21 protein-coding genes are annotated in these 22,770 nt (G+C 35.3%); 14 read left to right on the top strand and 7 right to left on the bottom strand.

Translation table 11 applies throughout. The features are described 5' to 3' along the window. Positions 1-220: 220 nt before the first annotated feature. Together MJG50_RS19590 and MJG50_RS19595 are read left to right on the top strand one after the other, a co-directional pair. Positions 221-1,477 (top strand): helix-turn-helix transcriptional regulator, encoded by a 1,257-nt coding sequence (locus tag MJG50_RS19590; RefSeq protein ID WP_240257464.1) that lies wholly within the window; start codon positions 221-223, stop codon positions 1,475-1,477. Positions 1,478-1,481: 4 nt separating this feature from the next. Next, entirely contained in the window at positions 1,482-1,622 is a 141-nt protein-coding gene (locus MJG50_RS19595; RefSeq protein WP_240257465.1) for a hypothetical protein, read from the top strand. Positions 1,623-1,659: 37 nt separating this feature from the next. On the opposite strand, the gene cudC is transcribed toward MJG50_RS19595, so the two are convergent. Next, entirely contained in the window at positions 1,660-2,187 is a 528-nt protein-coding gene (gene cudC / locus MJG50_RS19600; protein ID WP_240257466.1) for a choline uptake/conversion transcriptional regulator CudC, read from the bottom strand. Between the two features lie 301 nt (positions 2,188-2,488). On the opposite strand from cudC, the gene MJG50_RS19605 reads away from it, so the two are divergent. The 3 genes from MJG50_RS19605 to MJG50_RS19615 are packed head-to-tail and all read left to right on the top strand — an operon-like array spanning position 2,489 to position 5,490. Continuing rightward, positions 2,489-3,745, top strand: coding sequence for a quaternary amine ABC transporter ATP-binding protein (locus tag MJG50_RS19605; RefSeq protein ID WP_240257467.1), 1,257 nt, complete (start codon positions 2,489-2,491; stop codon positions 3,743-3,745). After that, a complete protein-coding gene (locus MJG50_RS19610) occupies positions 3,746-4,594 on the top strand; it encodes an ABC transporter permease (RefSeq protein ID WP_240257468.1) in 849 nt (282 codons plus the stop codon). Beyond that, entirely contained in the window at positions 4,594-5,490 is an 897-nt protein-coding gene (locus MJG50_RS19615) for a glycine betaine ABC transporter substrate-binding protein (protein WP_240257469.1), read from the top strand. The genes MJG50_RS19610 and MJG50_RS19615 overlap by 1 nt, the downstream gene beginning before the upstream one ends. A 55-nt stretch (positions 5,491-5,545) precedes the next feature. On the opposite strand, the gene MJG50_RS19620 is transcribed toward MJG50_RS19615, so the two are convergent. Then, positions 5,546-7,378: a DNA ligase D gene (locus MJG50_RS19620; protein ID WP_240257470.1), complete on the bottom strand. Its 1,833-nt coding sequence runs from the start codon at positions 7,376-7,378 to the stop codon at positions 5,546-5,548. A 114-nt stretch (positions 7,379-7,492) separates the two neighbouring features. Beyond that, on the bottom strand, positions 7,493-8,368 hold the full coding sequence (ku, locus tag MJG50_RS19625; protein ID WP_240257471.1) for a non-homologous end joining protein Ku: 876 nt from the start codon (positions 8,366-8,368) through the stop codon (positions 7,493-7,495). Between the two features lie 334 nt (positions 8,369-8,702). On the opposite strand from ku, the gene sigI reads away from it, so the two are divergent. Together sigI and MJG50_RS19635 are read left to right on the top strand one after the other, a co-directional pair. After that, positions 8,703-9,455: an RNA polymerase sigma factor SigI gene (sigI, locus tag MJG50_RS19630; protein ID WP_240257472.1), complete on the top strand. Its 753-nt coding sequence runs from the start codon at positions 8,703-8,705 to the stop codon at positions 9,453-9,455. Continuing rightward, complete coding sequence (locus MJG50_RS19635) at positions 9,452-10,498, top strand: anti-sigma factor domain-containing protein (RefSeq protein WP_240257473.1); 1,047 nt, start codon at positions 9,452-9,454, stop codon at positions 10,496-10,498. The genes sigI and MJG50_RS19635 overlap by 4 nt, the downstream gene beginning before the upstream one ends. 51 nt (positions 10,499-10,549) lie before the next feature. On the opposite strand, the gene MJG50_RS19640 is transcribed toward MJG50_RS19635, so the two are convergent. Next, the gene (locus MJG50_RS19640) at positions 10,550-10,741 is read right to left on the bottom strand and encodes an alpha/beta-type small acid-soluble spore protein (protein WP_240257474.1); all 192 of its coding nucleotides are present in this window, start codon (positions 10,739-10,741) and stop codon (positions 10,550-10,552) included. A 192-nt stretch (positions 10,742-10,933) separates the two neighbouring features. Here MJG50_RS19640 and MJG50_RS19645 point away from each other — a divergent pair, with 192 nt between their 5' ends. Further along, on the top strand, positions 10,934-12,283 hold the full coding sequence (locus MJG50_RS19645; RefSeq protein WP_240257475.1) for a TrkH family potassium uptake protein: 1,350 nt from the start codon (positions 10,934-10,936) through the stop codon (positions 12,281-12,283). Between the two features lie 69 nt (positions 12,284-12,352). Here the strand turns inward: MJG50_RS19645 and MJG50_RS19650 are convergent, their stop codons facing one another. Continuing rightward, positions 12,353-12,706, bottom strand: coding sequence for a DUF3905 domain-containing protein (locus tag MJG50_RS19650; protein WP_240257476.1), 354 nt, complete (start codon positions 12,704-12,706; stop codon positions 12,353-12,355). Between the two features lie 150 nt (positions 12,707-12,856). Between MJG50_RS19650 and MJG50_RS19655 the strand changes: the two genes are divergently transcribed. Continuing rightward, positions 12,857-13,015, top strand: coding sequence for a hypothetical protein (locus MJG50_RS19655; protein WP_490374916.1), 159 nt, complete (start codon positions 12,857-12,859; stop codon positions 13,013-13,015). Positions 13,016-13,028: 13 nt separating this feature from the next. On the opposite strand, the gene MJG50_RS19660 is transcribed toward MJG50_RS19655, so the two are convergent. Next, the gene (locus MJG50_RS19660; RefSeq protein ID WP_240257477.1) at positions 13,029-14,783 is read right to left on the bottom strand and encodes a B12-binding domain-containing radical SAM protein; all 1,755 of its coding nucleotides are present in this window, start codon (positions 14,781-14,783) and stop codon (positions 13,029-13,031) included. Between the two features lie 387 nt (positions 14,784-15,170). Here MJG50_RS19660 and MJG50_RS19665 point away from each other — a divergent pair, with 387 nt between their 5' ends. The 5 genes from MJG50_RS19665 (at position 15,171) to MJG50_RS19685 (ending at position 21,649) form a co-directional block, all read left to right on the top strand. Continuing rightward, positions 15,171-16,181 (top strand): 2-oxoacid:acceptor oxidoreductase family protein, encoded by a 1,011-nt coding sequence (locus tag MJG50_RS19665; RefSeq protein ID WP_240257478.1) that lies wholly within the window; start codon positions 15,171-15,173, stop codon positions 16,179-16,181. 8 nt (positions 16,182-16,189) lie between these two features. Continuing rightward, on the top strand, positions 16,190-18,478 hold the full coding sequence (locus MJG50_RS19670; RefSeq protein WP_431307305.1) for a thiamine pyrophosphate-dependent enzyme: 2,289 nt from the start codon (positions 16,190-16,192) through the stop codon (positions 18,476-18,478). 173 nt (positions 18,479-18,651) lie between these two features. Continuing rightward, the gene (locus tag MJG50_RS19675) at positions 18,652-20,418 is read left to right on the top strand and encodes a methyl-accepting chemotaxis protein (protein WP_240257480.1); all 1,767 of its coding nucleotides are present in this window, start codon (positions 18,652-18,654) and stop codon (positions 20,416-20,418) included. Between the two features lie 200 nt (positions 20,419-20,618). Then, positions 20,619-20,960 (top strand): cupin domain-containing protein, encoded by a 342-nt coding sequence (locus tag MJG50_RS19680; RefSeq protein ID WP_240257481.1) that lies wholly within the window; start codon positions 20,619-20,621, stop codon positions 20,958-20,960. Between the two features lie 104 nt (positions 20,961-21,064). Beyond that, a complete protein-coding gene (locus MJG50_RS19685; protein WP_240257482.1) occupies positions 21,065-21,649 on the top strand; it encodes a DUF2087 domain-containing protein in 585 nt (194 codons plus the stop codon). Positions 21,650-21,713: 64 nt separating this feature from the next. On the opposite strand, the gene mtnA is transcribed toward MJG50_RS19685, so the two are convergent. Beyond that, positions 21,714-22,763, bottom strand: a complete 1,050-nt coding sequence (gene mtnA, locus MJG50_RS19690) for an S-methyl-5-thioribose-1-phosphate isomerase (protein ID WP_240257483.1) — start codon at positions 22,761-22,763, stop codon at positions 21,714-21,716. Positions 22,764-22,770: the final 7 nt, after the last annotated feature.

Genomic DNA, 22,770 nt, shown 5'->3' on the forward strand with positions numbered 1-22,770 from the left:
CCGTACGTACGGTGGTGTGAGAGGTCGGGGGTTAGTCACCCCCTCCTACTCGATTACTAAAGAACATTCTTCATATGGGTAGGAATGAGAACATATATTAATATAGATTGGTTATTAAAAAAATAAAAAATAATCCAAAATACCTAAAAGTAAAAAGAGGATTTATAAAACTTATAGCGAATGGATATATTAACCAATCAAATTCGAAAGGGTATGAGATATGGAAATAGGTAATAGACTTAAATTCTTTCGTATTCAAAAAGACATGACACAAGAAGAGCTAGCTAATAAAATAATTTCAGTCTCTTATCTTTCAAAAATAGAAAATAACCAAACCTCAGCTAGTATAGAAGTACTTGAATTACTTTGTGAAAAACTAGGAATTAAACTTATTGAGGAAGAGGAGTATACGCTACTAAAAGATTTAAATGATTGGTACTTTTCCATTATTCAAAAAAAGAAAGAAGAAGCAATAGCTTTTCATGAGCATTTTACAAAGAATGTCCAATTTATAAATGATTCTAGAGCAGCAATTCTTTTCGTATTATTTGAATTAAGATTTCTTTTATTCATTCGTGAATATGATAAAGCCGGAGAACAGATAAAAAAAATTTCATTGTTTAAAGATATTTTTGATAGTAAAATGAATTATTTTTATGAAAAATTTGTTGGTCAATACTATAATTTAAGAAATAAATTTGCGATTGCTTTAGAGCATTTTAAGCTTTCTGAACAAATATTATCTAATAGCATTCATTTTGAAAACTGGGAAAAAGCTGATCTCTATTATCACATTGGTGTAAATCATAATCGTATTGGGAAAATTGCCCTTAGTACTGTATATACTCAACAGGCACTTTCAATCTACCAATCAATGTATGATCTAAAACGTAGTGCTGAATGTCACATATTATTAGGGATTAGCTATGAAAAAAATGATGATTTTCAATTAGCAGTAGATAACTATCAGCTTGCCAAAAAAGTGGCTGAAAATATGAATGATTCCTATTTATTAGGACTGCTTCATCATAATATTGGCTGCTTATACTCGAAGCAGCAAAAAACATTGGAAGCTATTGATGAGTATAAAGAGAGTCTACGGTATAAAGTAGAAACAAATATTATTGGTAGAATACGATCAATTCATTCCTTACTTGCTGAGTATTATAACATTGGTGATGTTTCGTCTAGTAGGAAATGGTTAAATACCGGACAGGAAATATTGGCGAAACATCAAAATTTAGAGGAATTTAAAATCCATTTTACATTTTATGAATATTGGTTAAATAATGATGAAGCCTTAGAGAAATTTGTAGAAAAAGAAGCAATACCTTTTTTTGAACAAGAAGGAGATATGAAGCAAGTCATCAGTTATTCTGAAATACTTGCAAAACGTTATCAGGAGAAAAATAAGTATAAGTTAGCTAGCTATTATTATTCAATAGTAGTTAAATATTTAAAAATGATAAGGAGATGAGAAAATGAAGAAAAAGCTTTTAGTATTAGTTGCATTTGGAGTGGTGGTTGCTTTCGGTTATCAATTATCAGAGGGAGTAACGCCATATTCTTATGAACCAGGTCATGAGTATCCAGACACACATGCAGTAGAAGCAAAGATTTAATTAGGAGAAGCGTGCTATATTTTTTAGCACGCTTCTTTTATTTTGGTACAAATGTAAAGATTTCATGGGATTCAAAAGAATCAACTAAACGATTCAACCACTGGTAATATTGAAGAGCATTATTTAATTTATCAATATCATGTCTTGCAGTTTCTTTGATTTCTTCATTTACATCATGAGCATCAAGTAGTGCATGTAATTCTTTGAGAGACTTCTCAATTGCAGATACATTCATATTGACTCCACTGCGCCATTTTATTGTAAAGAAGTCGATGAATGTTTGATACCAATCCTCTTCAACCTCGTAAAGATCCTTCCTCATACCTTTCTTCCATACTTTGTCGACCATTTTTAGCTCGACTAAGCTACGAACTGATGTACTCATGCTAGTCTTGCTCATACCAAGCTCTAATTTCATATCATCGAGTGTCATGGGTTCGTCTTGAAAATACATCAAGCCCCATAGTCGTCCAACAGAAGGGGTAACACCATATAAATTCATATTTTGTGAAATCGCATCAATTACACGTTCACGTGCTTTTTCTAGTTGCTCTTTACCTTGCAAATGTATTCACATCCTTAATTATTCAAACCTAATACATTCTTAATAACTATAGACTAACGATTTGATTGATGAAAGTAAAGAGGGGGAATAGAAAGCATTATTGAGGAAAATAGAGGAATTTTAAGGATGTGGTACGTAAAGTGCGTACAGTTTTTTCTGTACAAAGTTTACAGCTGAATATCACGTTATATCCACTTTGTAGAATTAGCTAAAATTACCTACAATTAAAAAGTCATAGTTAAACGTTACTTAATACACAGAGGCAGAGTTTAAAGGAAAGAAATTAGATTGAGGTGACAGAATGATGAAAGAGACAGAAGTAAAAATAAAAGTAAGTAACGTAACAAAAATTTTTGGAAGACAACAGAAAAAAGCTGTTCAGCTTCTAAAGGAAGGAAAGTCGAAAAAGGAAATATTAGAAAGTACAGGCTCAACAGTTGGGGTAAACCAAGCAAGTTTTGAAGTACATGCTGGTGAAATTTTCGTAATTATGGGTCTATCAGGAAGTGGGAAATCCACACTAGTAAGATTATTAAATAGATTAATAGAACCAACTACTGGAAATGTGCTAATAGATGGCAAAGATGTTGTTTCGATGAAAAAGGAAGAAATTCGTGAGGTAAGACGGAAAAAGTTAAGTATGGTATTCCAACGGTTTGCATTATTTCCACATCGAACTGTCCTTCAAAATACAGAGTACGGTTTAGAGATTCAAGGAGTGGAAAAACAAGAACGCTCTGCAAAGGCACTTCATTCACTAAAACTTGTTGGACTAGAAGGGTATGAAAATCAGTATCCTGAACAGCTTAGTGGTGGGATGCAGCAGCGTGTTGGACTTGCAAGAGCACTAGCTAATGATCCAGATATATTATTGATGGATGAAGCCTTCAGCGCATTAGATCCTCTTATACGAAAAGATATGCAAGATGAACTTCTTGAATTACAAGCCTCCATGGAAAAAACAATTGTTTTCATTACACATGACCTTGATGAAGCGTTACGCATCGGTGATCGAATAGCGCTAATGAAAGATGGGAATATTGTCCAAATAGGAACACCAGAGGAGATACTGATGAATCCATCTAATGAATATGTTGAGCGATTTGTTGAAGATGTGGACCTTTCAAAAGTGCTAACAGCTGGTCATATTGTCAAACGTGCCGAAACTGTGCAAATTGATAAAGGTGCAAGAATTGCTTTAAAAATCATGAGAGATAATGGGATATCTACCGTTTATGTAGAGGATAAACAGAAAAAGCTTATCGGTGCTGTCACGGATGTGGATGCTTCTAGGGCTGTTGAGAAAAATCTGCCACTCACTGATGTTGTAACAACGGATATAAAAACAGTTCAAACCGATACGTTATTAACTGATTTATTCGATGATGTATCAAATGCGAAGATACCACTTGCGGTAATAGATGAAGCAAATCGTCTTAAAGGAATTGTCATAAGGGGTGCAGTTATCGGGGCACTTGCTGGGAATGACACATATATTAATGGTTTTGGAACAGAGTCTACTAGTCTCTCGTCAGGTACAGATAGGGAGGTGCTATAAATGGAAGGATTATTGCCAAAATTACCAATAGCAGATTGGATTGATTCTTTTATTGATTGGCTTGTTGCAAATTTTGATTTCTTATTTGAAGGTATTGCAGATGGTCTTGAAGGATTTGTTGAAGGTATTGTATCAGGATTAGCCTTTATTCCATCAATCGTACTGATAATAATTATTAGTTTACTAGCTTGGAAGGTATGTAGATGGCGAATTGCATTATTTACTTTTGTAGGTTTGTTTTTAATAGATAATTTAGGGTATTGGGAAAACATGCTCGATACGATTGCGCTAGTTTTAACTTCGGTTGCAATCTCAATTATAATTGGGATTCCACTGGGGATATGGTCCTCCCAAAATAAAACTGTTGGTAAAGTTGTCGTCCCAATTTTAGACTTTATGCAAACAATGCCTGCATTTGTGTATTTATTACCAGCTATTTTCTTTTTTAATATTGGAGTTGTCCCAGGTGTGGTTGCATCCGTTATTTTTGCAATGCCACCGACAATTCGACTAACAATACTTGGTATCAATCAAGTACCGGCTGATCTCGTTGAGGCAACAGAAGCATTTGGATCAACAACAAAACAAAGATTACTTAAGGTGCAAATTCCATTAGCCATGCCTACGATAATGGCAGGAATTAACCAAAGTATCATGCTTGCATTATCCATGGTTGTTATTGCCTCAATGGTTGGTGCACCAGGATTAGGGGCAGATGTATATAGAGCTGTAACACAGCTGCAAACTGGAACCGGTTTTGAAGCTGGTCTTGCGATTGTAATTGTGGCAATCATCCTAGACCGGATTACTCAAAATATAGGAAAAAATAAACAAGGGGGAACAGTATAATGTTTAAAAAAGCACTAACAGCAACATTAGCAATTGGATTAACATTGGGACTTGCCGCATGTGGTGGTGATGAGGAAGCAGGAACGAAAGAAAAGTCAAATGCTTCAGTAGGTGAACGTGTAGAATATGAAATTGTTGGGATTGACCCAGGTGCAGGAATCATGAAAGCTACAGCTACTGCAATTGAAGAGTATGGCCTCGAGGATTGGACATTAATAGAAGGTTCTGGTGCAGCTATGACTGCAGCACTTAAGAAGGCTTATGACAAAGAAGAACCCATTATTATCACTGGTTGGACTCCACACTGGAAATTCTCTGCTTATGATCTTAAATATTTGGAAGATCCAAAAGGAGTTTATGGTGGAGAAGAATTTATTCACAGTATCGGTAGACTAGGCCTTAAGGAAGATTTGCCAGGTGTTCATAAGCTTCTCAGTCAATTCAAATGGGAAGCAGCAGATATGGAAGGCATCATGGTTGATATCCAAGATGGTGAAAAGCCGGAAGATGCAGCTGCAAAATGGATAGAAGAAAATGCTGATACTGTTGCTAAGTGGACTGATGGGGTACAAGAAGGAAATGGTGAAGAAGTGACACTTGCAATGGTGGCATGGGATAGTAATATTGCTAGTACTGCTGTCATTTCTAATGTTTTAACAGATTTGGGATATGAAGTTACATCAAGGCAAGTAGAGGCTGGTCCAATGTGGACTGGTGTTGCGGATGGAAGTGTTGATGCATTATTAGCTGGTTGGCTTCCTGTTACACATGAAGATTACGCGAAAGAATTTGAAGGCAAATATGAAGATATCGGTATTAGTATGGAAGGTGTAAAAATCGGTTTAGTCGTACCAAAATATATGGACATTGACTCAATTGAAGATTTAAAAGAATAAATAAAAAACGTACACTCCGTCTGTTGGGGTGTACAGTTCTTTGCTTTCTTATTAACTAACTCTGATATAAAAACTTCAATACAGGTTCAAATGGCTGTTCATTTTTTACACCAAAATAGTGTGCAAATGGACAGCCTTTTTTGTTGATCCTTTCATTTATTGACTCCAGAGGGAAATTTTCAATGGAGAGATTTTCGTTTACTTCGTTCCAGAATAGAGGGGTAGCGACATATGCCCCATCATTTCCGCGAACAGAGTATGGAGCAATAATCGTTTTTCCTTCAGCATGTTGTACATAGTCCACATACAATCTATTTCCGCGATTTTTCTTTAATCGTTCTGTTGTGAAGAGGTCTGGTTCGCTTGTTGTTAAATAAGTAGCGATAAATTCCGTGAATTTTCTTGTTTGTTCATAGGTAAATTGATGTTCGGGTAAAGGTAGATAGATTTGTAGGCCCTTATTCCCTGATGTTTTCACAAATGAGATAAGCTTTAAATTATCAAATACTTCCTTTAAAATTAGTGCGGCTTTTACTGCTAATTGAAATTCTCCTCTTGATGGCGGATCAAGATCAAAGACGATTTCTGATGGTCCAGTTGAATTGATCGTTTGAAATGGAATGTGGAACTCAAATGAGAGTTGATTCCCTAACCAGACCAGTGTCTTCAAGTCATTACAAATAATATATTCATTTCCATCACTTTCTGCTGTTTCGATAAAATCAGGTGCATAGTCTGGACAATTTTTTTGATAAAAGGATTCTCCATACATCCCATGTGGATAGCGAATTACGGTTAATAATCTTTTTTCTAAAAATGGAAGCATGTAGGGTGAAACTGCTGCTAAGTATTGAATATAGTCTTGTTTTGTTATCGGCTTATCCTTCCATAGTGGTTTGTCAGGGTGTGAGATTTCGATATCAGAAGGAATTTTGGGAGTGTTTCCAACAAGCTTCTCCCATGTGCAATCCTTCCAATTCATATCAAGACAAAACTTTGAGAAGCTTGGTTGCCGCAGCTGCTCTTTGAAAAGCTCGAGGTAAAATAGTTCAACACAGATTCCCGGTAATACTTGAAGGAATTTTGTTGTTTCTGTTGTTGCGTTGTTTCGGATGACTTGCAGCAATGCTTGTCTTTCATTTGTTGCTAATCCATTCGAAAAGAGCCCAATCTCAAATACCTCAAGATTTCTCAAAACCCCAACATGAAAATACCCATTTATTTTGTCAAAACCAGTAATAAAGAACACTGCTTTTTGCCAATTTTTGATTTTAAACCAATTAATTGTGCGCTTTCCTGCTTCCCAATGACTATCTACTTTTTTGGCAATAACCCCTTCGGATTGATTCTCAGTGACTATTTTCCAAATAGATTCATAATCCCCATTAAAATTGATTAGTTGAATATATTGCTGATCTTTAGGATTAATTTTTGTTTCTAAATTTAAACTTTCAAAAAGCTGTTTTAGTTCTTTTTTTCGAGATAGCCATTGCTGGTTACTCAATTGATTCCCTTTATGTTCCAATAGATCAAAAACTAGAAAATGAGCAGGTTTATCCATTGAATATTTAAGGATTTTATCTTTATTTTTTAAACGTCCTCGTTGCTGAATTAATTCAAAATTTGCTTTGTAGAGTGATTCGAGTATACAAAGCTCCCCATCTAACACTAGTGGTAGATGTGGTTGGAATAGTTCCTGGGATTTCAAGCACCAATCGATTAGTTCTGGAAATTGTTCATTTAAGTTATTGCCATTTCGACTAATGAGTTCAATATTGTCATGTGTCCAATAGAGGATGGCCCGAAAGCCATCATATTTAATCTCATATACCCAATCTTGGCCGATAGGTACCTCAAATGTAAGTGTAGGTAGCATTGGTTTTTGCATAATCTCTCTCACTTTAACTACTTTTTAATGTAAATTTGGAGCAGATTTATACGTTTTTTTAAAATACGGTCAATAATCTCAAAATACAGATATTAGTTAAATTTCAAGCGAAAATCAAGAACCAACCTTTTTTCGAGTAGTTCGTGCTTTAATTGGATTCGTAGCAACTTTTTCCACTGTTTTCGTTGTTGCCCGCTTTGGGATTGTAGCTGCTTCAGTTCCTTTAGTCCGCTCAATACTTGCTTGAAGTGCACTCATTAAGTCTACGACATTTGTCCGTGGAGCCTCTGCAGAAGCTGTTCCTTCATTGTTATTAATCTTCGTTTGAATGAGTTCCATTAAGGCAGTTCGATATTCATCCTTATATTTCTCTGGTTCAAATGGAGTTGTTAATTGATCGATTAGCATAATGGCAGTATTTAATTCCTTTTCATCAATATTCGCCTTTTCTGGCACTGCAGGTACATCACTTACATTTCGAACTTCATCTGGATAGTGAATCGTTTCCATGATAAGGCAGTCCTTATATACGCGAATGATTGCCATTTGCTGCTTTGAACGAATTGTAATTTCGGCAATTCCAATTTTACCCGATTCTTGTAGTGCCTCCCGTAACAGTGTATAGGCTTTCCCCCCATTTTCCCCTGGCCCCATGAAATAGGAACGATTGAAATAAATTGGATCAATCTCCTCAAGTTTCACGAAGTCAATGATTTCTACGCTTTTATCTTGATTTTCATCCTTTATTTCGTTCAATTCTTCGTCAGTTAAAATGACAAATTTTCCTTTCACATACTCGTACCCTTTTGCAATATCCTCCATATTTATGTCCTTTTTACAATTCGGACAAGTTTTCTCATACTGAACGGGTGTATTACATTCCCTATGAAGATTACGTAATTTAATATCTTTATCCTCAGTGGCTGAGAATAATTTTATTGGGATATTAACTAATCCAAAGCTAATGGATCCCTTCCACATCGTATGCATTGCAAATCCCTCCCACTTTCATATTAGGTTTCCCTTATTAGGAATTGGAATGTTGGTAAATATGTCCACACATCCGGATATTTTTGTGAAAATAACCCCCTGAAAAGTCTAAAACAATGCGTAGATTTTAATGAGGATTATTACAAATATGAAGGAGTGTGTCATTGAAAAGTAAAAAATGTAATAATAAAGTAGAAAAATAACGATGAAGGAAGGTAATTCGTACTACTACTAATGTAATATTTTTTAATTAAGACTACTTTTGAGAAAAATTGTTATTGTATCTCACCTTTTAATCTTGCTACTATTAACGGATAGCATGAGAGAAAATGAGGTGAAACCAGTGCTTAGTTTATTGTTTAAAATAGGTAAAAGAAAAAGCACGTTGGAAGAAACCGTAATTTCCATTCAAAAGGGAGATAAAGACCTACAGAACGATCTTATTGAAAAATATAAACCATTCATCGCAAAAAATGTATCAGCAGTCTGTAAGCGATATATTACTGAATCAGATGATGAATTTAGCATCGGACTAATTGCCTTTAATGAAGCGGTTGAAAAATACAATTCTACAAAGGGTAGTTCGTTATTATCTTTTGCAGAGTTATTAATTAAACGACGCGTTATTGATTATATTCGTAAGGAAGCGCGAGTTCGAACAATCAATTTTGATATGAACAGGGATAGTGATGAAGAGAATTCACAAACTAAAATTGAGGCAAGTCTATCAGTGGAAGAATACCAGAGGTCAGTGGAGCATGAGCTAAGAAAGGAAGAAATCGTTCACTATCATAAGATTCTGCAGGAATTTAATTTATCCTTTCATGAGCTGCTCGAAATATCACCTAAGCATGCCGATGCTCGATTAAATGCGATTTTAGTATCAAAGGCAGTAGTTGATGATCCACAAATGTTGGCTACTTTATTTGAGAAAAAACAGCTGCCAGTTAAACAACTTGAATCAAAAGTAACTGTTAGTCGTAAAACAATTGAGAGAAATCGGAAATATATTATTGCAATGGCGATTATTTTAGCAGGAGATTACGTGTATTTACATGATTATTTAAAGGGGGTGCTCGAAGGTTGAAGAAGGGAATTGTCATGGATATAAATGATGAATATATTACAATGCTCACTCCCGAAGGTGAATTTATAAAAACCAAACATTCAAATTCAGCTTATGAAATTGGTGAAGAAATACATTTTGCTCCAATGGAAATCCAAGAGGATAGGACTGTCAAACGTGGGTTATTTCATCAAAGAAAAACTAGAATAGCATTTGTGAGCTCATTAGTTGCAATTATTCTTATTTCATTAATTCTTCCAAATGCATTTATGAAAAATGAAGTATACGCGTACATGTCCATTGATATTAACCCGAGTTTTGAAGTTGGATTGGATGAGAACCTTCGAGTAGTTAGTATTGAAGCTCTTAATACGGAAGCCAAAAATTTACTTGCAACTATTCCAGACTGGAAAGATACAACATTAGATCAAATTACTGAGTCAATCATTAATAAAAGCCGTGTAAAAGGGTATCTTGAAGATGGAAAACAAGTACTTATCACAACTGTGGTAAATAAAACCCATAAGGCTAAAATTGATAAAGAATTACAACAGAATATTAAAGAAATAAAACAGGAATACAAAAAGGAACAAATTGCCGTAACGTCTGTAAAAACTACAAAAGAAACGCGTGCAGAAGCAAAACAAAAAGGTGTTTCAACAGGAAAATTATTATTAAAGGAAAATAAAATTCCGAAGCAACAGGAAAAAAGGATACCTAGTGATAACAAGAAACAAAATCAAGATTCTAATAATATGAAACAAAAAAAGGACAATAATCCTCCTCATAAGGAATTGGATCAACAAAAAAAAGACCAGAGAGAAAATTGGAATAAGAGAGATCGTGAAGACTGGAAAGAAAAAGTGAAAAAAGAAGTAAAAGATAAAGAAAAAAAGGAACCAGAGAAAGAACGTCAACAGTCTAAAGAGAAAAATAAGAATAGATATGAATATAAAGATCGAAAAAACCACCATCATGAAAGAGATCGAGATAAAAGAGATGAAAGATCGAATAATCGAGATTATAGATGGAATAAAGAGAAAATAGATGATCACCATGAATGAAAGAAAACAAAGCCGAGGCTATCCCTCGGCTTTTATCCATGATATATAGTTTTATTCTCCACGCAATTGATGTTGAGCCTGGGAAACTAAACGTTTTGTAATTTCTCCACCAACTGAACCATTTGCCCTTGAGACTGAATCTGCACTAAGTTTTACACCAAATTCTTGGGCGATTTCAAATTTTATTTGATCTAACGCCTGCTCAATACCCGGAACAAGCAATTTATTGCTACTTCTAGACATAGATTTCACTCCTTATTTGTTAAATAAACAACGATGTATTCGTTGTATATTTAGTATAAGAAAATAACTTTTTTCCATACTGGAAATGCATACTAGTCATTTAATATGAGTATTTCAAAAATAAACTTTAAAAGTTGAAAGGATTTCTATATGATAGAAAAGATATAAGAAAATTGTTAGGAATGAAAACTCATGTGGAAAAAAATAACGAAAAAAATAAACAACTTAACGCCAGCTCAGTTAATTGTCACCTTCTATATATTGGCAGTGACTGTTTCAGTCTTATTGCTTAGTTTACCTATTGCACATAAGGATGGAGTTCACATTCCATTTATTGATCGACTTTTTACGGCAGCTAGTGCGATAAGTGTAACAGGATTAACAGTAATCTCGATAAAAGATACTTTTAGTACAGCTGGTATTTTTATTCTAATATTTGTTCTCCAGGTTGGCGGCATTGGTGTCATGACATTAGGAACTTTTATTTGGTTAGTATTTGGCCGTAAAATCGGATTGCGTGAACGAAAGCTAATAATGGTTGATCAAAACCAATCACAATTATCTGGATTGGTTAATCTTTTAAAACAAATTTTAGTCATTTTTATTTTAATTGAGGTATTTGGAAGTATTATCTTAGGTATTTACTTTTTAGATTACTTTCCAACATGGGAAGAGGCGTTTATTCATGGGATATTTGCTTCAGCAAGTGCAACGACAAATGCAGGGTTTGATATAACTGGGCAATCGCTTGTACCATATGCAAATGATTATTTTGTCCAATTTATTACAATGATTTTAATTATTTTAGGTGCGATTGGTTTTCCGGTTCTAGTGGAATTAAAAGAATTTATTATGAACAAAAAAGGGAGATATCGTTTTTCACTTTTTGCAAAACTTACGACGGTAACTTTTTTCTCACTTGTCATTTTAGGAACGTTGTTTATATTTATGTTGGAATGGAATCACTTCTTTAAAAGGATGGCTTGGCATGAAACGTTCTTTTATTCATTATTCCAATCTGTAACAACTAGAAGTGCTGGATTAGCAACGATGGATGTGAATGAATTTTCAAGTCCAACTCAGCTTTTATTAAGTGGAATGATGTTTATTGGAGCATCGCCAAGCTCAGTTGGTGGGGGAATTCGGACAACGACATTCGCTTTGAACCTATTATTTTTATACCATTTTGCCCGAGGCAATAGGTCGATAAAAATCTTTAAAAGAGAGATTCATGAGGAGGATATTATAAAATCTTGTGTTGTAACTCTTTTTGCGTTCTTTATTTGCTTTGTGGCTGTAATCATGTTATCAATCACCGAGGATTTCTCATTGATGCAGATCTTGTTTGAGGTTTGTTCTGCTTTTGGGACGACAGGGTTATCGATGGGAATTACACCTGATTTAACCGAAATCGGTAAAATTATTATTATTCTACTGATGTTTATTGGGAGAGTAGGGATCTTATCATTCCTTTTTCTAATTGGGAAAAAAGGGATGGAGCCTGATTATCACTATCCGAAAGAAAGACTTATTATTGGTTAAAAAAGCACCAACGTTGTGCTTTTGACAAAAAAGGGGAAGGAGCTTAGCTCCCTCCCTATTTCTATGTCTTTAATCATTTCCAAAGCTTACATCTTTATCTGGATGCATAAATGGCACACCCTGAGGCTTCTTTTTACTTTCGAGTAATGCACGGTTTTCTGTTGTGTTCCAACCAATATCATTTGTCGGATGGACCCATTCGTCCCCTGACATAATCTCTGGATCAGTTTCGTCACTCCAATTATTTAATGGGGAATTGGGTGAATCGTAGTGGCTATCACCAATCACAACCCCGTGCTCATTTACAAAAGGTGGTTTCATTTTAATTCCAGTCCCTTTAAAAGATGGGGCAGATATTTGATGTGGGAGTGTTTCATCAAGGATTGGGGAAGTAATCTTAACTTCCTTCTTCTCTTTCGACATATTAACACCTCTTTTGTGGTTCAAATTAATGATAGTATTTGCTAAAAGTAAACATCCTAATTAACAAGATGAAAATTTCCTTTCATGTACTTTGGTAATATGGTGAAACTACTGTTATTGAGAAATACTCACATTGATAAGGGGGAATTGATCTTGAAGCGAAAAGTAAAATATGATGCTGCACGTAATAATAACTTCACACCAAAAGAAAGCCTACCTGATACAGAATTTTCTGCAGAAGCAAGAGGGGAAGACCCAGCCAAGGGTGCAAACCGCAATTCAAAAAAGGGCAATTCAACTGGAGAGTAAAAAAAGAGTCAGCTTATGCTGACTCCCTTTTGTTTGTAGAGAATACTCTTGTTTGTTGATTGGTTGGGTCGAAGTATACGACCATATACGAAGACTTTAGTTTAATCTTACCAGTTTGTACAAAATGTGTAAAATCAAAAGGTACTCTTTCAACAACTGTATGCTTATATAGGTCTTTCTCTTGAAGATTTAAACTTGCAAATTCATTCCCAAGTGATAGAGGATTTTCTATAAAATATTGATAAATCTTTGCTCTTTCTTCCTTTTGTAATCCATCATCCCACCAAGGCTTACGAGGCTTATATTTTTGATTACGTAAATAATCATATTTCATAATACCTTCTATAATAGGTAATTCAAGTTGATTATTTTCGTGTAGAAAATGGCTTAATCGTTTAAATAAATCTTCTAGCTGATGTCCAATTCTTGACCAGCCTCTCTTGTCCCAATATGTACCGAACTCTTGGAAAAAATCGAATGGTGTTTCAAAAATATGGGTAACTAAGTATTCAACTGTCTCGTTCATACGATGATCATTCCAATACTTTTCCAGCACATCCTCAACCTGTTTAATTCTAGTTATATCATCGAAGCTTAATACATTATTACCTAGTATTTCATAGGGTGAATGGTCCATATAAATATAATCATGCTCAGATGCACGAATACGCACACCAGTACCGCGAAGCATTTTTAAAAATCCTAATTGTAGCTCTTCAGGTCGCATTACGAATACATCGTTGAACGTATTTCGGAATGATTGATAGTCCTCCTCAGGTAGGCCAGCAATCAGATCTAAATGTTGATCTATTTTACCACCTTCTTTTACCATCATAACCGTTCTAGAAAGTTTAGAGAAATTTTGCTTTCGTTTTACTAATTCATTCGTCAGGTCATTTGTTGACTGAACTCCGATTTCGAATCGGAACAAACCTGTGGGTGCATTCTGATTTAGGAAATCAATGACTTCAGGTCGCATAATATCAGCAGTAATCTCAAATTGAAAAACAGTACCTGGTCTGTGCTCATCAATTAAAAATTGGAACATCTCCATTGCATAACTTCTACTTATATTAAAGGTGCGGTCAACAAACTTTATCGTCTTTGCACCGTTAGCCATTAGGAAGCGAATATCTTCTTTTATTTTCTCACGGTCAAAGTAACGGACTCCTACCTCAATAGACGAAAGACAAAATTGGCAGCTAAATGGACAGCCCCGACTAGTTTCGATATAGGTCACACGTTTTGAAAGCTGTGATAAGTCCTCTTCAAATCGAAAAGGCGATGGTAAATCCTTTAAGTCAATTTTGTTGCGTTGAGGATTAATTATGGTTCGTCCATCCTTGCAATAAGCGAGTCCACTTATTTCATCAGGATTTTGTCCACTATCTAGGTTAGTTAATAGCTGCTTAAAGGTTTGCTCCCCCTCACCTATAACGATGTAATCAACCTCAGGAAGGCGATCAATCCATTCATTAACATCATAGGTGACCTCAGGTCCTCCTAAAATAATGATAAGTTCAGGTTTGATTTTTTTTAGCATTTTAATCACTTTAATAGTCTCTTCAATATTCCAAATATAACAGCTAAATCCAATGATATCAGGTCGCTTGCTATACAAATCAGTCACTATATTCATTGAAGGATCCTTGATAGTGTATTCAGCAAGCGTAATATCAAATTCAGGTGCCGCATACGCCTTCAAATATCGAATCGATAGACTCGTATGAATATACTTTGCATTTAATGTACTTAAAACAATTTTCATCATCTAAAACTCCTTACTTCTTATACAATTACAACTTATCAAACACCTATTTTATCACATCCTTGACAAAATCGAGAATCTTATTCATCAAGTTATAGAGTAGGATAATCCGTATCACTCATATTTTCCCAAAAGGTGTCAGAGGTAATTTGCAAACTTATAAACTCTGTTATATAACATTATTGAAACTGTTATAGTTCTGTGTTAGCGTTTGCACCCCGTGTAAAAACTAAAAAAATAACAAAATTAATATTGTGTATTATAAAAAAACTTATGATTGTTTGATATATATCACAGCTTCATTTCGTTTTATTTTATAAAATATAAGATGGGATATTAGCTACTGCCAAATATTACATTTGGAAAATTAAATAATGGGGGGATAGCATGTCAATTTTACCAAATAAAAATGAATTAGGATTTTTTGAAATTCGTCTTGAGTCAATTGGTGGTTTGGGAGCCAACCTAGCAGGAAAAATGCTTGCTGAAGCAGGGGTGTTGGGTCTCGGCTTGAATGGGTCAAACTTTTCTTCATATGGATCTGAGAAAAAAGGTTCACCAGTTAAGAGTTTCATTCGTTTCTGTGATGGAGATGTTGAAATTCGCGATCATAGCCCAATTGAACAGCCACATATAGTAGGTGTTTTTCATGAGGCATTATACAAGACAATAAATGTTGTGAGTGGATTAAATCCTGATGGAATTGTCCTCGTTAATACGACACGCGATTTTGATGAAGTTAAAAAAGACCTACAGCTTGAGTATGGAACATTGGCAATTGTTGATGCGCTAGGTATAGCTGTAGAGGAAAAAACGAAGGTTAATACAGCAATGCTTGGAGCATTATTCAGAATCTGTGATTTCTTAGATCCTGAAGCAATGCGAAATGTTATCAGGAAAACATTTGAAAAGAAATATCCACATTTTGTTGAGCCAAATATTCGTACTTTTGATAGAGGCTTTAATGAAGTCGTTTTCAAAACATATGAAATCCCAGCAGATGCCCATGGTAAGGCATTTACTAGACCAGAATCCTTACTAGGTTATGATACACAAGAAATTGGCGGGGTACTGACAGCGAATGCAAATAGTATTCTTAAGGATTTAAGTGGATCACGTCAAGGATTTTTACCACAATTTGAACAAGAAAAATGCATACATTGTGCCGCATGTGACACAGTCTGTCCAGACCTTTGCTTTGTATGGGAAGAAGGAGTAGACAAGCGTGGACGTAAGCAAATGTTCCTGCAAGGAATCGATTATCAATATTGCAAAGGCTGCTTAAAATGTGTGGAGGCTTGTCCAACAGATGCCTTATCAGACTTACGTGAAATGATTGGTTATGCAGATGAAAATAGAGTAAAACAGAAATTTCCGATTGTTGCAGGGGGGATATGATAGTGTCAATGGTAGAAGAAAAAATTCAAACGAGTTCACAAGCTGAGCAGGTTGTTACATTTGAATCAGGCAATGAAATGGCAGCAATGGCTGCCGCTCAAATCAATTATCATATAATGGGATACTTTCCAATTACGCCATCAACTGAAGTCGCTCAATATTTAGACCAAATGAAGGCTCGTGGAGAGCATGATGTTAAGTTAATTCCAGCAGATGGTGAACATGGTTCAGCCGGCATTTGTTATGGTGCAGCACTCACTGGTGCCCGCGTATTTAACGCAACCAGTGCAAATGGTTTCTTATATATGATCGAGCAATTACCTGTTCAATCCGGAACTCGTTTTCCAATGGTCATGAATTTAGTAACTCGTGCAGTTAGTGGACCTCTTGATATTCGTGGGGATCATTCAGATCTCTATTATGGACTGAATATTGGCTGGGTTATTTTAACTGCAAGGACGCCACAAGCTGTATATGATATGAACATTATCGCTTTAAAAATTGCGGAACATTCAGAAGTTCGACTTCCTGTTATTGTCGCTTATGATGGTTTTTTTACATCCCATCAAAAGAGAAAAGTGAGTTATTTTAAAGATAGAACAGTAGTTCAAGACTTTGTTGGTGAATGTCCAACAAATTATCCGCAAGTGCGTGAGCCAAAAAAGCCAGTCGTTGTTGGTGCACATATGGATGGAAATGATCTACTTAATAACAACTATCAGCAATCAGAGGCTCTTTATCGTGCTGGTGAAGTGTTTGAACAGGTTACAAAGGAATATGCATTACTCTCTGGTAGAGAATATCAAGTCTTGGACCTATATAATATGGAAGATGCAGATGTTGCCTTATTCTTGCTAAACTCAGCAGCTGAATCTGCGAAGGATGTTTGTGATAAGCTCCGTGAAAAAGGGATTAAGGCCGGAGTTATCAGTCCAAATATCATCCGTCCATTCCCAACAGCACAAATTCGAGAAACTCTTAAGAATGTAAAAGCATTGCTTGTAGGTGAACGAGCGGATTCCTATGGAGCAAATGGGGCAAATTTAACACATGAAATTAAATCTGCCCTTCAAGATGATAAAGATAATAAAACGATTGTTCTTAGTCGTGTATTTGGTATTGGCGGTAAAGATTTTTACGCAAATGATGCAGAAAACTTCTTTAGTATGGCTATTGATGCTATGGAAAAGGGATTTGCTGAAAAACCATTTGATTACTACGGTCATAAGCCTGGAAAAAAGGAAAATAAACTAAAAACCGTTATCGAACCTCAGCATGGTGATGCTTATAAAACAGGATTAATTGAAGTTACTCAAAATGAGGATACGAAGAAACTTAAAGTAAAAATTCCACCGATGAGATCCTTAACAACAAAACCAAAACGAATTGCCTCCGGACATGGTGCTTGCCCGGGATGTGGCATCTTCCCAGGATTGGAGCTTTTCTTCAAAGGGATTGAAGGAGACGTAGTTGTTTTATACCAAACAGGCTGTGCGTATGTTACGACAACAGGATATCCTTATAACTCACATAAGCAAACCATGATTCACAATCTCTTCCAAAATGGAGCTGCTACTTTATCTGGAACGGTTGAAGCATTCTTTGAGTTAAAACGAAGAGGAGAAATTGATGTCCCAGAGGATCCAACCTTTGTAATGGTTACGGGTGATGGTGGAATGGATATTGGTATGGGTTCAGCAATTGGAACAGCGCTTCGTAATCATAAGGTCATTATGCTAGAGTATGATAATGAAGGCTATATGAATACCGGTTCGCAAATGTCATACTCAACACCACTAGGTCATATGACAAGTACATCAGGTGTTGGAAAAGCACAAAAAGGAAAAGCATTCCATCATAAGGATACACCGCAAATTATGGCAGCAACGAATATACCTTATGTGTTTACCGGAACAGAAGCCTTTCCACAGGATCTTGTTAAAAAGGCTGCGAAAGCACAATGGTATGCACAAAATGTCGGAGCTGTCTATGGAAAGCTTTTAATTACATGTCCCCTTAACTGGAAATCTGAGGATCGCTTTGGGGAAACAATTATGAAAGCAGCAGTCGAATCGTGCTTCTTCCCACTTTACGAGATAGAACAAGGAGAAACGGTAATCACATATAATCCGGAGGACAAAAAGAAACGCGTTCCATTAAGTGAATGGTTGAAATACATGGGAAAAACAAAACACTTACTAAAAGAAGAAAATAAAGATATGCTTGAAGAATTTGAGCATGAGGTGGAAAGAAGATGGCAACGCCTTAAAGCTCGCCATGATAGCCCATTTTTATAATAGTACATGTTGAAGCGTGAATTCGTCGGGGATTCACGCTCTTTATTTTTTTATTATAACTTTTTAAGCAATTTTCACTAAAATATTCCTTTATCCGACAATTTGCTCTATAATAAATAAATAGAAAAATATAAATTGTCACACTTTAATTGGACTACATAGGGGGTATACGAATGAAGGGGTTGAAAGGAAAGAAGAGACAGGATAAGACAAAGGATGTTTCAATAAGTGTAAAAGGGTTTAAGTGGTGGCATAATTTAAAGGTTGGTTATAAATATGGGGTTGCATTCTCTATAACTACAATACTTTTTTGTATTTCAGCAGTTATTATTTTTTTTCAATTATATAATGTGAAGACACTAATGGTGGAAGTCGAGGAAAGTGGAGGTCATTCTGTTCTAGTTACTGAGATGGCTGGGGTCTTCAATCAATTAGGAAGTGAAATTAGCCTTTATATTCAGGATAGTAACGGAAAACATGTAGTTGCTTTTGAAGACTTAAGTAAGGAGTATGACGAGCTAGCAAAACAATTAAAGCCAGCAATTAATACAAAAGAGCTGGAACAGCTATTTAAACAAGTTGATTCAAATAAAAATAAATTAACAGATTTATTTGATGAAGAGGTATTCCCGGCAGTAAAAGCTGCTAATTTCCTAGATTCAACAAAGGCAAGCAAAGCAGCAGATGAAACAATTAATAGTACAGTAGGGATATTGGACCAGCTTAGAAGAATAATGAAAAACGAGAGTGAGACAGCAGTTAACTCAGCCAATACCAACGTAAGTGGGACAATATTAGTATTACTTATATCCATTATCGTATCAACAGGATTCGCAATCATGTGTATTATGCTAATTGGAAAATCACTTGGAAGACAATTTAAAAAATTAATCGGAATTTCAAATAGCATTGCAGAGGGTAATTTGAATGTTAAGAAAATCCAAATCAAAGGGAATGATGAAATAGGATTACTTAGCAATGCACTTAATGTGATGAGTGAAAGCCTTAGTTCGATGATACGAGAAATCTCATCGGTTTCAACACAGGTTTCTTCAAAAAGCTCAGAGCTTATGCTATCATCGGGTGAGGTAAAGGCAGCTAGTCAACAGGTTGCGTCTACGGTTCAAGAGTTATCTACAGGAGCGGAAGAACAAGCACATACTTCAACCTTACTCGCAAAAATGATGGATGAGTATTCAAAAAAAATAAATGCTGCAAATGATGATGGGAGCCAGGTTCGGATATCCTCACTTCAAGTATTGGAGTTGACCCAAAAAGGAAATAAATATATGGATGACTCAACTGATCAAATGAGCAAAATCAATGAAATCATGGAATCATCTGTTGCTAGAGTAAAAGGACTTGATGAACAAACAAAGCAAATTTCAACCCTTGTGAAGGTTATTCGCGACATAGCTGATCAAACTAATCTATTAGCATTGAATGCAGCAATCGAAGCTGCTCGAGCAGGGGATCAAGGAAGAGGATTTGCAGTTGTTGCTGATGAAGTACGAAAACTAGCTGAGCAAGTATCGCATTCAGTAGCTGATATAACCCACATTGTCGGAAGCATTCAAAGTGAATCTAATTCAGTTGCTAATTCATTACAAAATGGTTATCGGGAAGTAGATGAAGGTACAAAGCAAATAAAAGTAACAGGACAAACATTTAAAGATATTAATCTAGCAGTTTCAACTATGGTTGAAAGAATTCAAGATATTTCAGAGCATCTAGATAGTGTTGCACAAACTACAGTTGAGATGAATACGTCTGTCGACAATATTGCAGCAGTTTCAGAGCAATCTGCAGCAGGTATTGAACAGACTTCAGCATCTGTTCAGCAAACGAATAGCTCGATGGAACAAATTTCAGATCATGCTGAACTACTTTCAAGCCTTGCAGATCAATTAGACAATATGATTAGTAGATTTAGGTTGTAATCATGTAATCAGCATTCTTCTGGTAGAATGCTGATTATTTGTTATGAGTGAATACAAACGCTAACCTTCCAATAAAGACTTCATGAAATATAAATTTATAAAAATTGATCTGAATCAAAGTTTAAAGATTTATATAGGGTTATGATAGAACTTGTAAACAAAGGAGACAATACAAATATCAAATTAAAAGGGTGAAAAATATGAAAAAAGAAGCATTAATCAATTATATCGAACACAAAGATGAGAAATTTACGAAAAAGGTAGTGTTCAAAGAAGGAGAAAGTACCGTATTTGTGCTAAATTTCACCCCAAAACAGAGTTTACCATCTCACAAACATCCAGGTTCAAATGTATATTTATTGGTACTGGAAGGTGAGGGGACTTTTACAATCGATAACAATGAGATCAGAGCGAAAAAGAATGATGTAATACTTTGTACAGGTGATGAAAGCTTAGCATTCCTAAATGACGGTTCTGAGAATGTTAGCCTATATGTCATGCTGAATAAAATTCCGAACGAAAGCTATACCCAAAATATATAAATCCTGTTGTCAGTAATTTCCTCTGAAATCCTCTATTTGTGATTGACGGCTATTACTAATTTGATTATCATCTAATTAGTAATAGTGCGAAAAGAGGTATGAGTGTGCAATTAGATAAGCTTGTAAATTTTCATAAAGTAATGGGTGACCCTACACGTATTAGAATTTTAGTACTACTCGCTAAGGGACCACTCCATGGTCAGGCATTAGCTGGTAAATTAGGTGTGACACCACCAACAATCACTCATCACATGACAAAGCTAAGAGATATAGGTTTAATCAGCGAACGTAGAGATAAAAATACAATTTATTTTAGACTAAATGATGAACTTTTAAAACAGCAAACAAAGGCAATTACAGATGTTATTTTGGGAAAAGAGACAATAATGGAAGCTTCCAACAAGGAAACGATGGAAAGACATGTCTTGTTACAAAACTTTTTAACTCCTGAAGGTCGTCTTAAAACAATACCTTCACAAAAGAAGAAACGAATAATTATCCTGGAGCATATCGTGAGAGGATTAGTTATCGGAAAGAAATACAGCGAAAAGGAATTAAATGAACACATCAAAAAATATCATGATGACTTTGCGACTATTCGTCGGGAATTTATCATGAACCATTTTATGTATCGGGAAAATGGGATTTATGAGGTAAATCCTTCTGAGATGTGGATGAAATTTGAATAAAAATCAATAGTTGAGAAATTAAAAAGGAGTATAAAATCGAGTCAGATTTATACTCCTTTATCTATCAAATTTCAAACTGTTTTGCTATTTCCTTTGAAAAATTTCCTTGTAAAATACCATTCTCAGTAATAATAGCAGTGATTAATTCATTTGGTGTCACATCAAATGCAGGATTATATACTTGGATGCTTTCGGGTGCAACCAGTGCTCCATTAATATGTGTAATCTCATCCGGGCTCCGTTCTTCAATAGGGATTTCTGCACAAGTTTCTAATGAAATATCAAATGTTGAGATAGGGGCTGCAACATAAAAAGGTATTCCAAATGCTTTTGCCAAAATTGCTAAATTATATGTGCCGATTTTATTTACAGTATCACCGTTTGCTGCAATTCGATCAGCCCCAACGATAACCGCATCAATCCTTTTTGCCATAATGGTATGTGCTGCCATATTATCGGTTATAAGGGTAACATCAACTCCAGATTGCATGAGCTCCCATGCCGTAAGTCTCGCACCTTGCAACAAAGGTCGAGTTTCAGATACATATACTTTCAACTCAATATTTTTCTCTTTTGCCAGATGGAATGGAGCCAATGCTGTTCCATATCGCGCGGTTGCAATCGAGCCATCATTACTAATCGTTAAAACCTTGTTGCCACTTTTAAAAAGAGAGAGTGCATGCTCTCCGATTTGGCGGCATATTGCTTCATCTTCAACCTGTATTTGAATCGCTTCGTGAATCAAATTTGTTTTAGCTTCATTTATTGTTCTTGCATCTTTAATACTATCTACAAGTCTATTTAAAATCCAAGCTAGATTTGTATCAGTTGGACGTGTGCTATCTAAAAAATTCCGGTCTTGTTCTAATAGACTTCTAAACTCAGTTATTGTTTCAAGTTCATAATTACTAGCTGACAGAGCTAAACCAAATGCCGCTGTAATTCCAATTGCAGCACTCCCCCTTACCTTTAGAGAGGTAATACTATTCCACACATCCTGAATTGTAACTAAGTCGATAAAATCTATTTCAAGTGGAAGCTTAGTTTGATCCAGAATGGTAATATATGTATCTTTCCAATCTACAGATAAAGGAACCAATGATGTAATCGTCATGATGTAT

Source organism: Fredinandcohnia quinoae (assembly GCF_022427965.1).
GTDB lineage: Bacteria > Bacillota > Bacilli > Bacillales > Bacillaceae_L > Ferdinandcohnia > Ferdinandcohnia quinoae.

Excerpts from the sequence above, each read along its gene's own strand:
- MJG50_RS19590 (WP_240257464.1), top strand. The coding sequence starts at position 221 with ATGGAAATAGGTAATAGACTTAAATTCTTTCGTATTCAAAAAGACATG.
- MJG50_RS19595 (WP_240257465.1), top strand. The coding sequence starts at position 1,482 with ATGAAGAAAAAGCTTTTAGTATTAGTTGCATTTGGAGTGGTGGTTGCT.
- MJG50_RS19605 (WP_240257467.1), top strand. The coding sequence starts at position 2,489 with ATGATGAAAGAGACAGAAGTAAAAATAAAAGTAAGTAACGTAACAAAA.
- MJG50_RS19610 (WP_240257468.1), top strand. The coding sequence starts at position 3,746 with ATGGAAGGATTATTGCCAAAATTACCAATAGCAGATTGGATTGATTCT.
- MJG50_RS19615 (WP_240257469.1), top strand. The coding sequence starts at position 4,594 with ATGTTTAAAAAAGCACTAACAGCAACATTAGCAATTGGATTAACATTG.
- MJG50_RS19620 (WP_240257470.1), bottom strand. The coding sequence starts at position 7,378 with ATGCAAAAACCAATGCTACCTACACTTACATTTGAGGTACCTATCGGC.
- ku (WP_240257471.1), bottom strand. The coding sequence starts at position 8,368 with ATGCATACGATGTGGAAGGGATCCATTAGCTTTGGATTAGTTAATATC.
- MJG50_RS19640 (WP_240257474.1), bottom strand. The coding sequence starts at position 10,741 with ATGTCTAGAAGTAGCAATAAATTGCTTGTTCCGGGTATTGAGCAGGCG.
- MJG50_RS19645 (WP_240257475.1), top strand. The coding sequence starts at position 10,934 with ATGTGGAAAAAAATAACGAAAAAAATAAACAACTTAACGCCAGCTCAG.
- MJG50_RS19650 (WP_240257476.1), bottom strand. The coding sequence starts at position 12,706 with ATGTCGAAAGAGAAGAAGGAAGTTAAGATTACTTCCCCAATCCTTGAT.
- MJG50_RS19660 (WP_240257477.1), bottom strand. The coding sequence starts at position 14,783 with ATGAAAATTGTTTTAAGTACATTAAATGCAAAGTATATTCATACGAGT.
- MJG50_RS19665 (WP_240257478.1), top strand. The coding sequence starts at position 15,171 with ATGTCAATTTTACCAAATAAAAATGAATTAGGATTTTTTGAAATTCGT.
- MJG50_RS19670 (WP_431307305.1), top strand. The coding sequence starts at position 16,190 with ATGGTAGAAGAAAAAATTCAAACGAGTTCACAAGCTGAGCAGGTTGTT.
- MJG50_RS19675 (WP_240257480.1), top strand. The coding sequence starts at position 18,652 with ATGAAGGGGTTGAAAGGAAAGAAGAGACAGGATAAGACAAAGGATGTT.
- MJG50_RS19680 (WP_240257481.1), top strand. The coding sequence starts at position 20,619 with ATGAAAAAAGAAGCATTAATCAATTATATCGAACACAAAGATGAGAAA.
- mtnA (WP_240257483.1), bottom strand. The coding sequence starts at position 22,763 with ATGACGATTACATCATTGGTTCCTTTATCTGTAGATTGGAAAGATACA.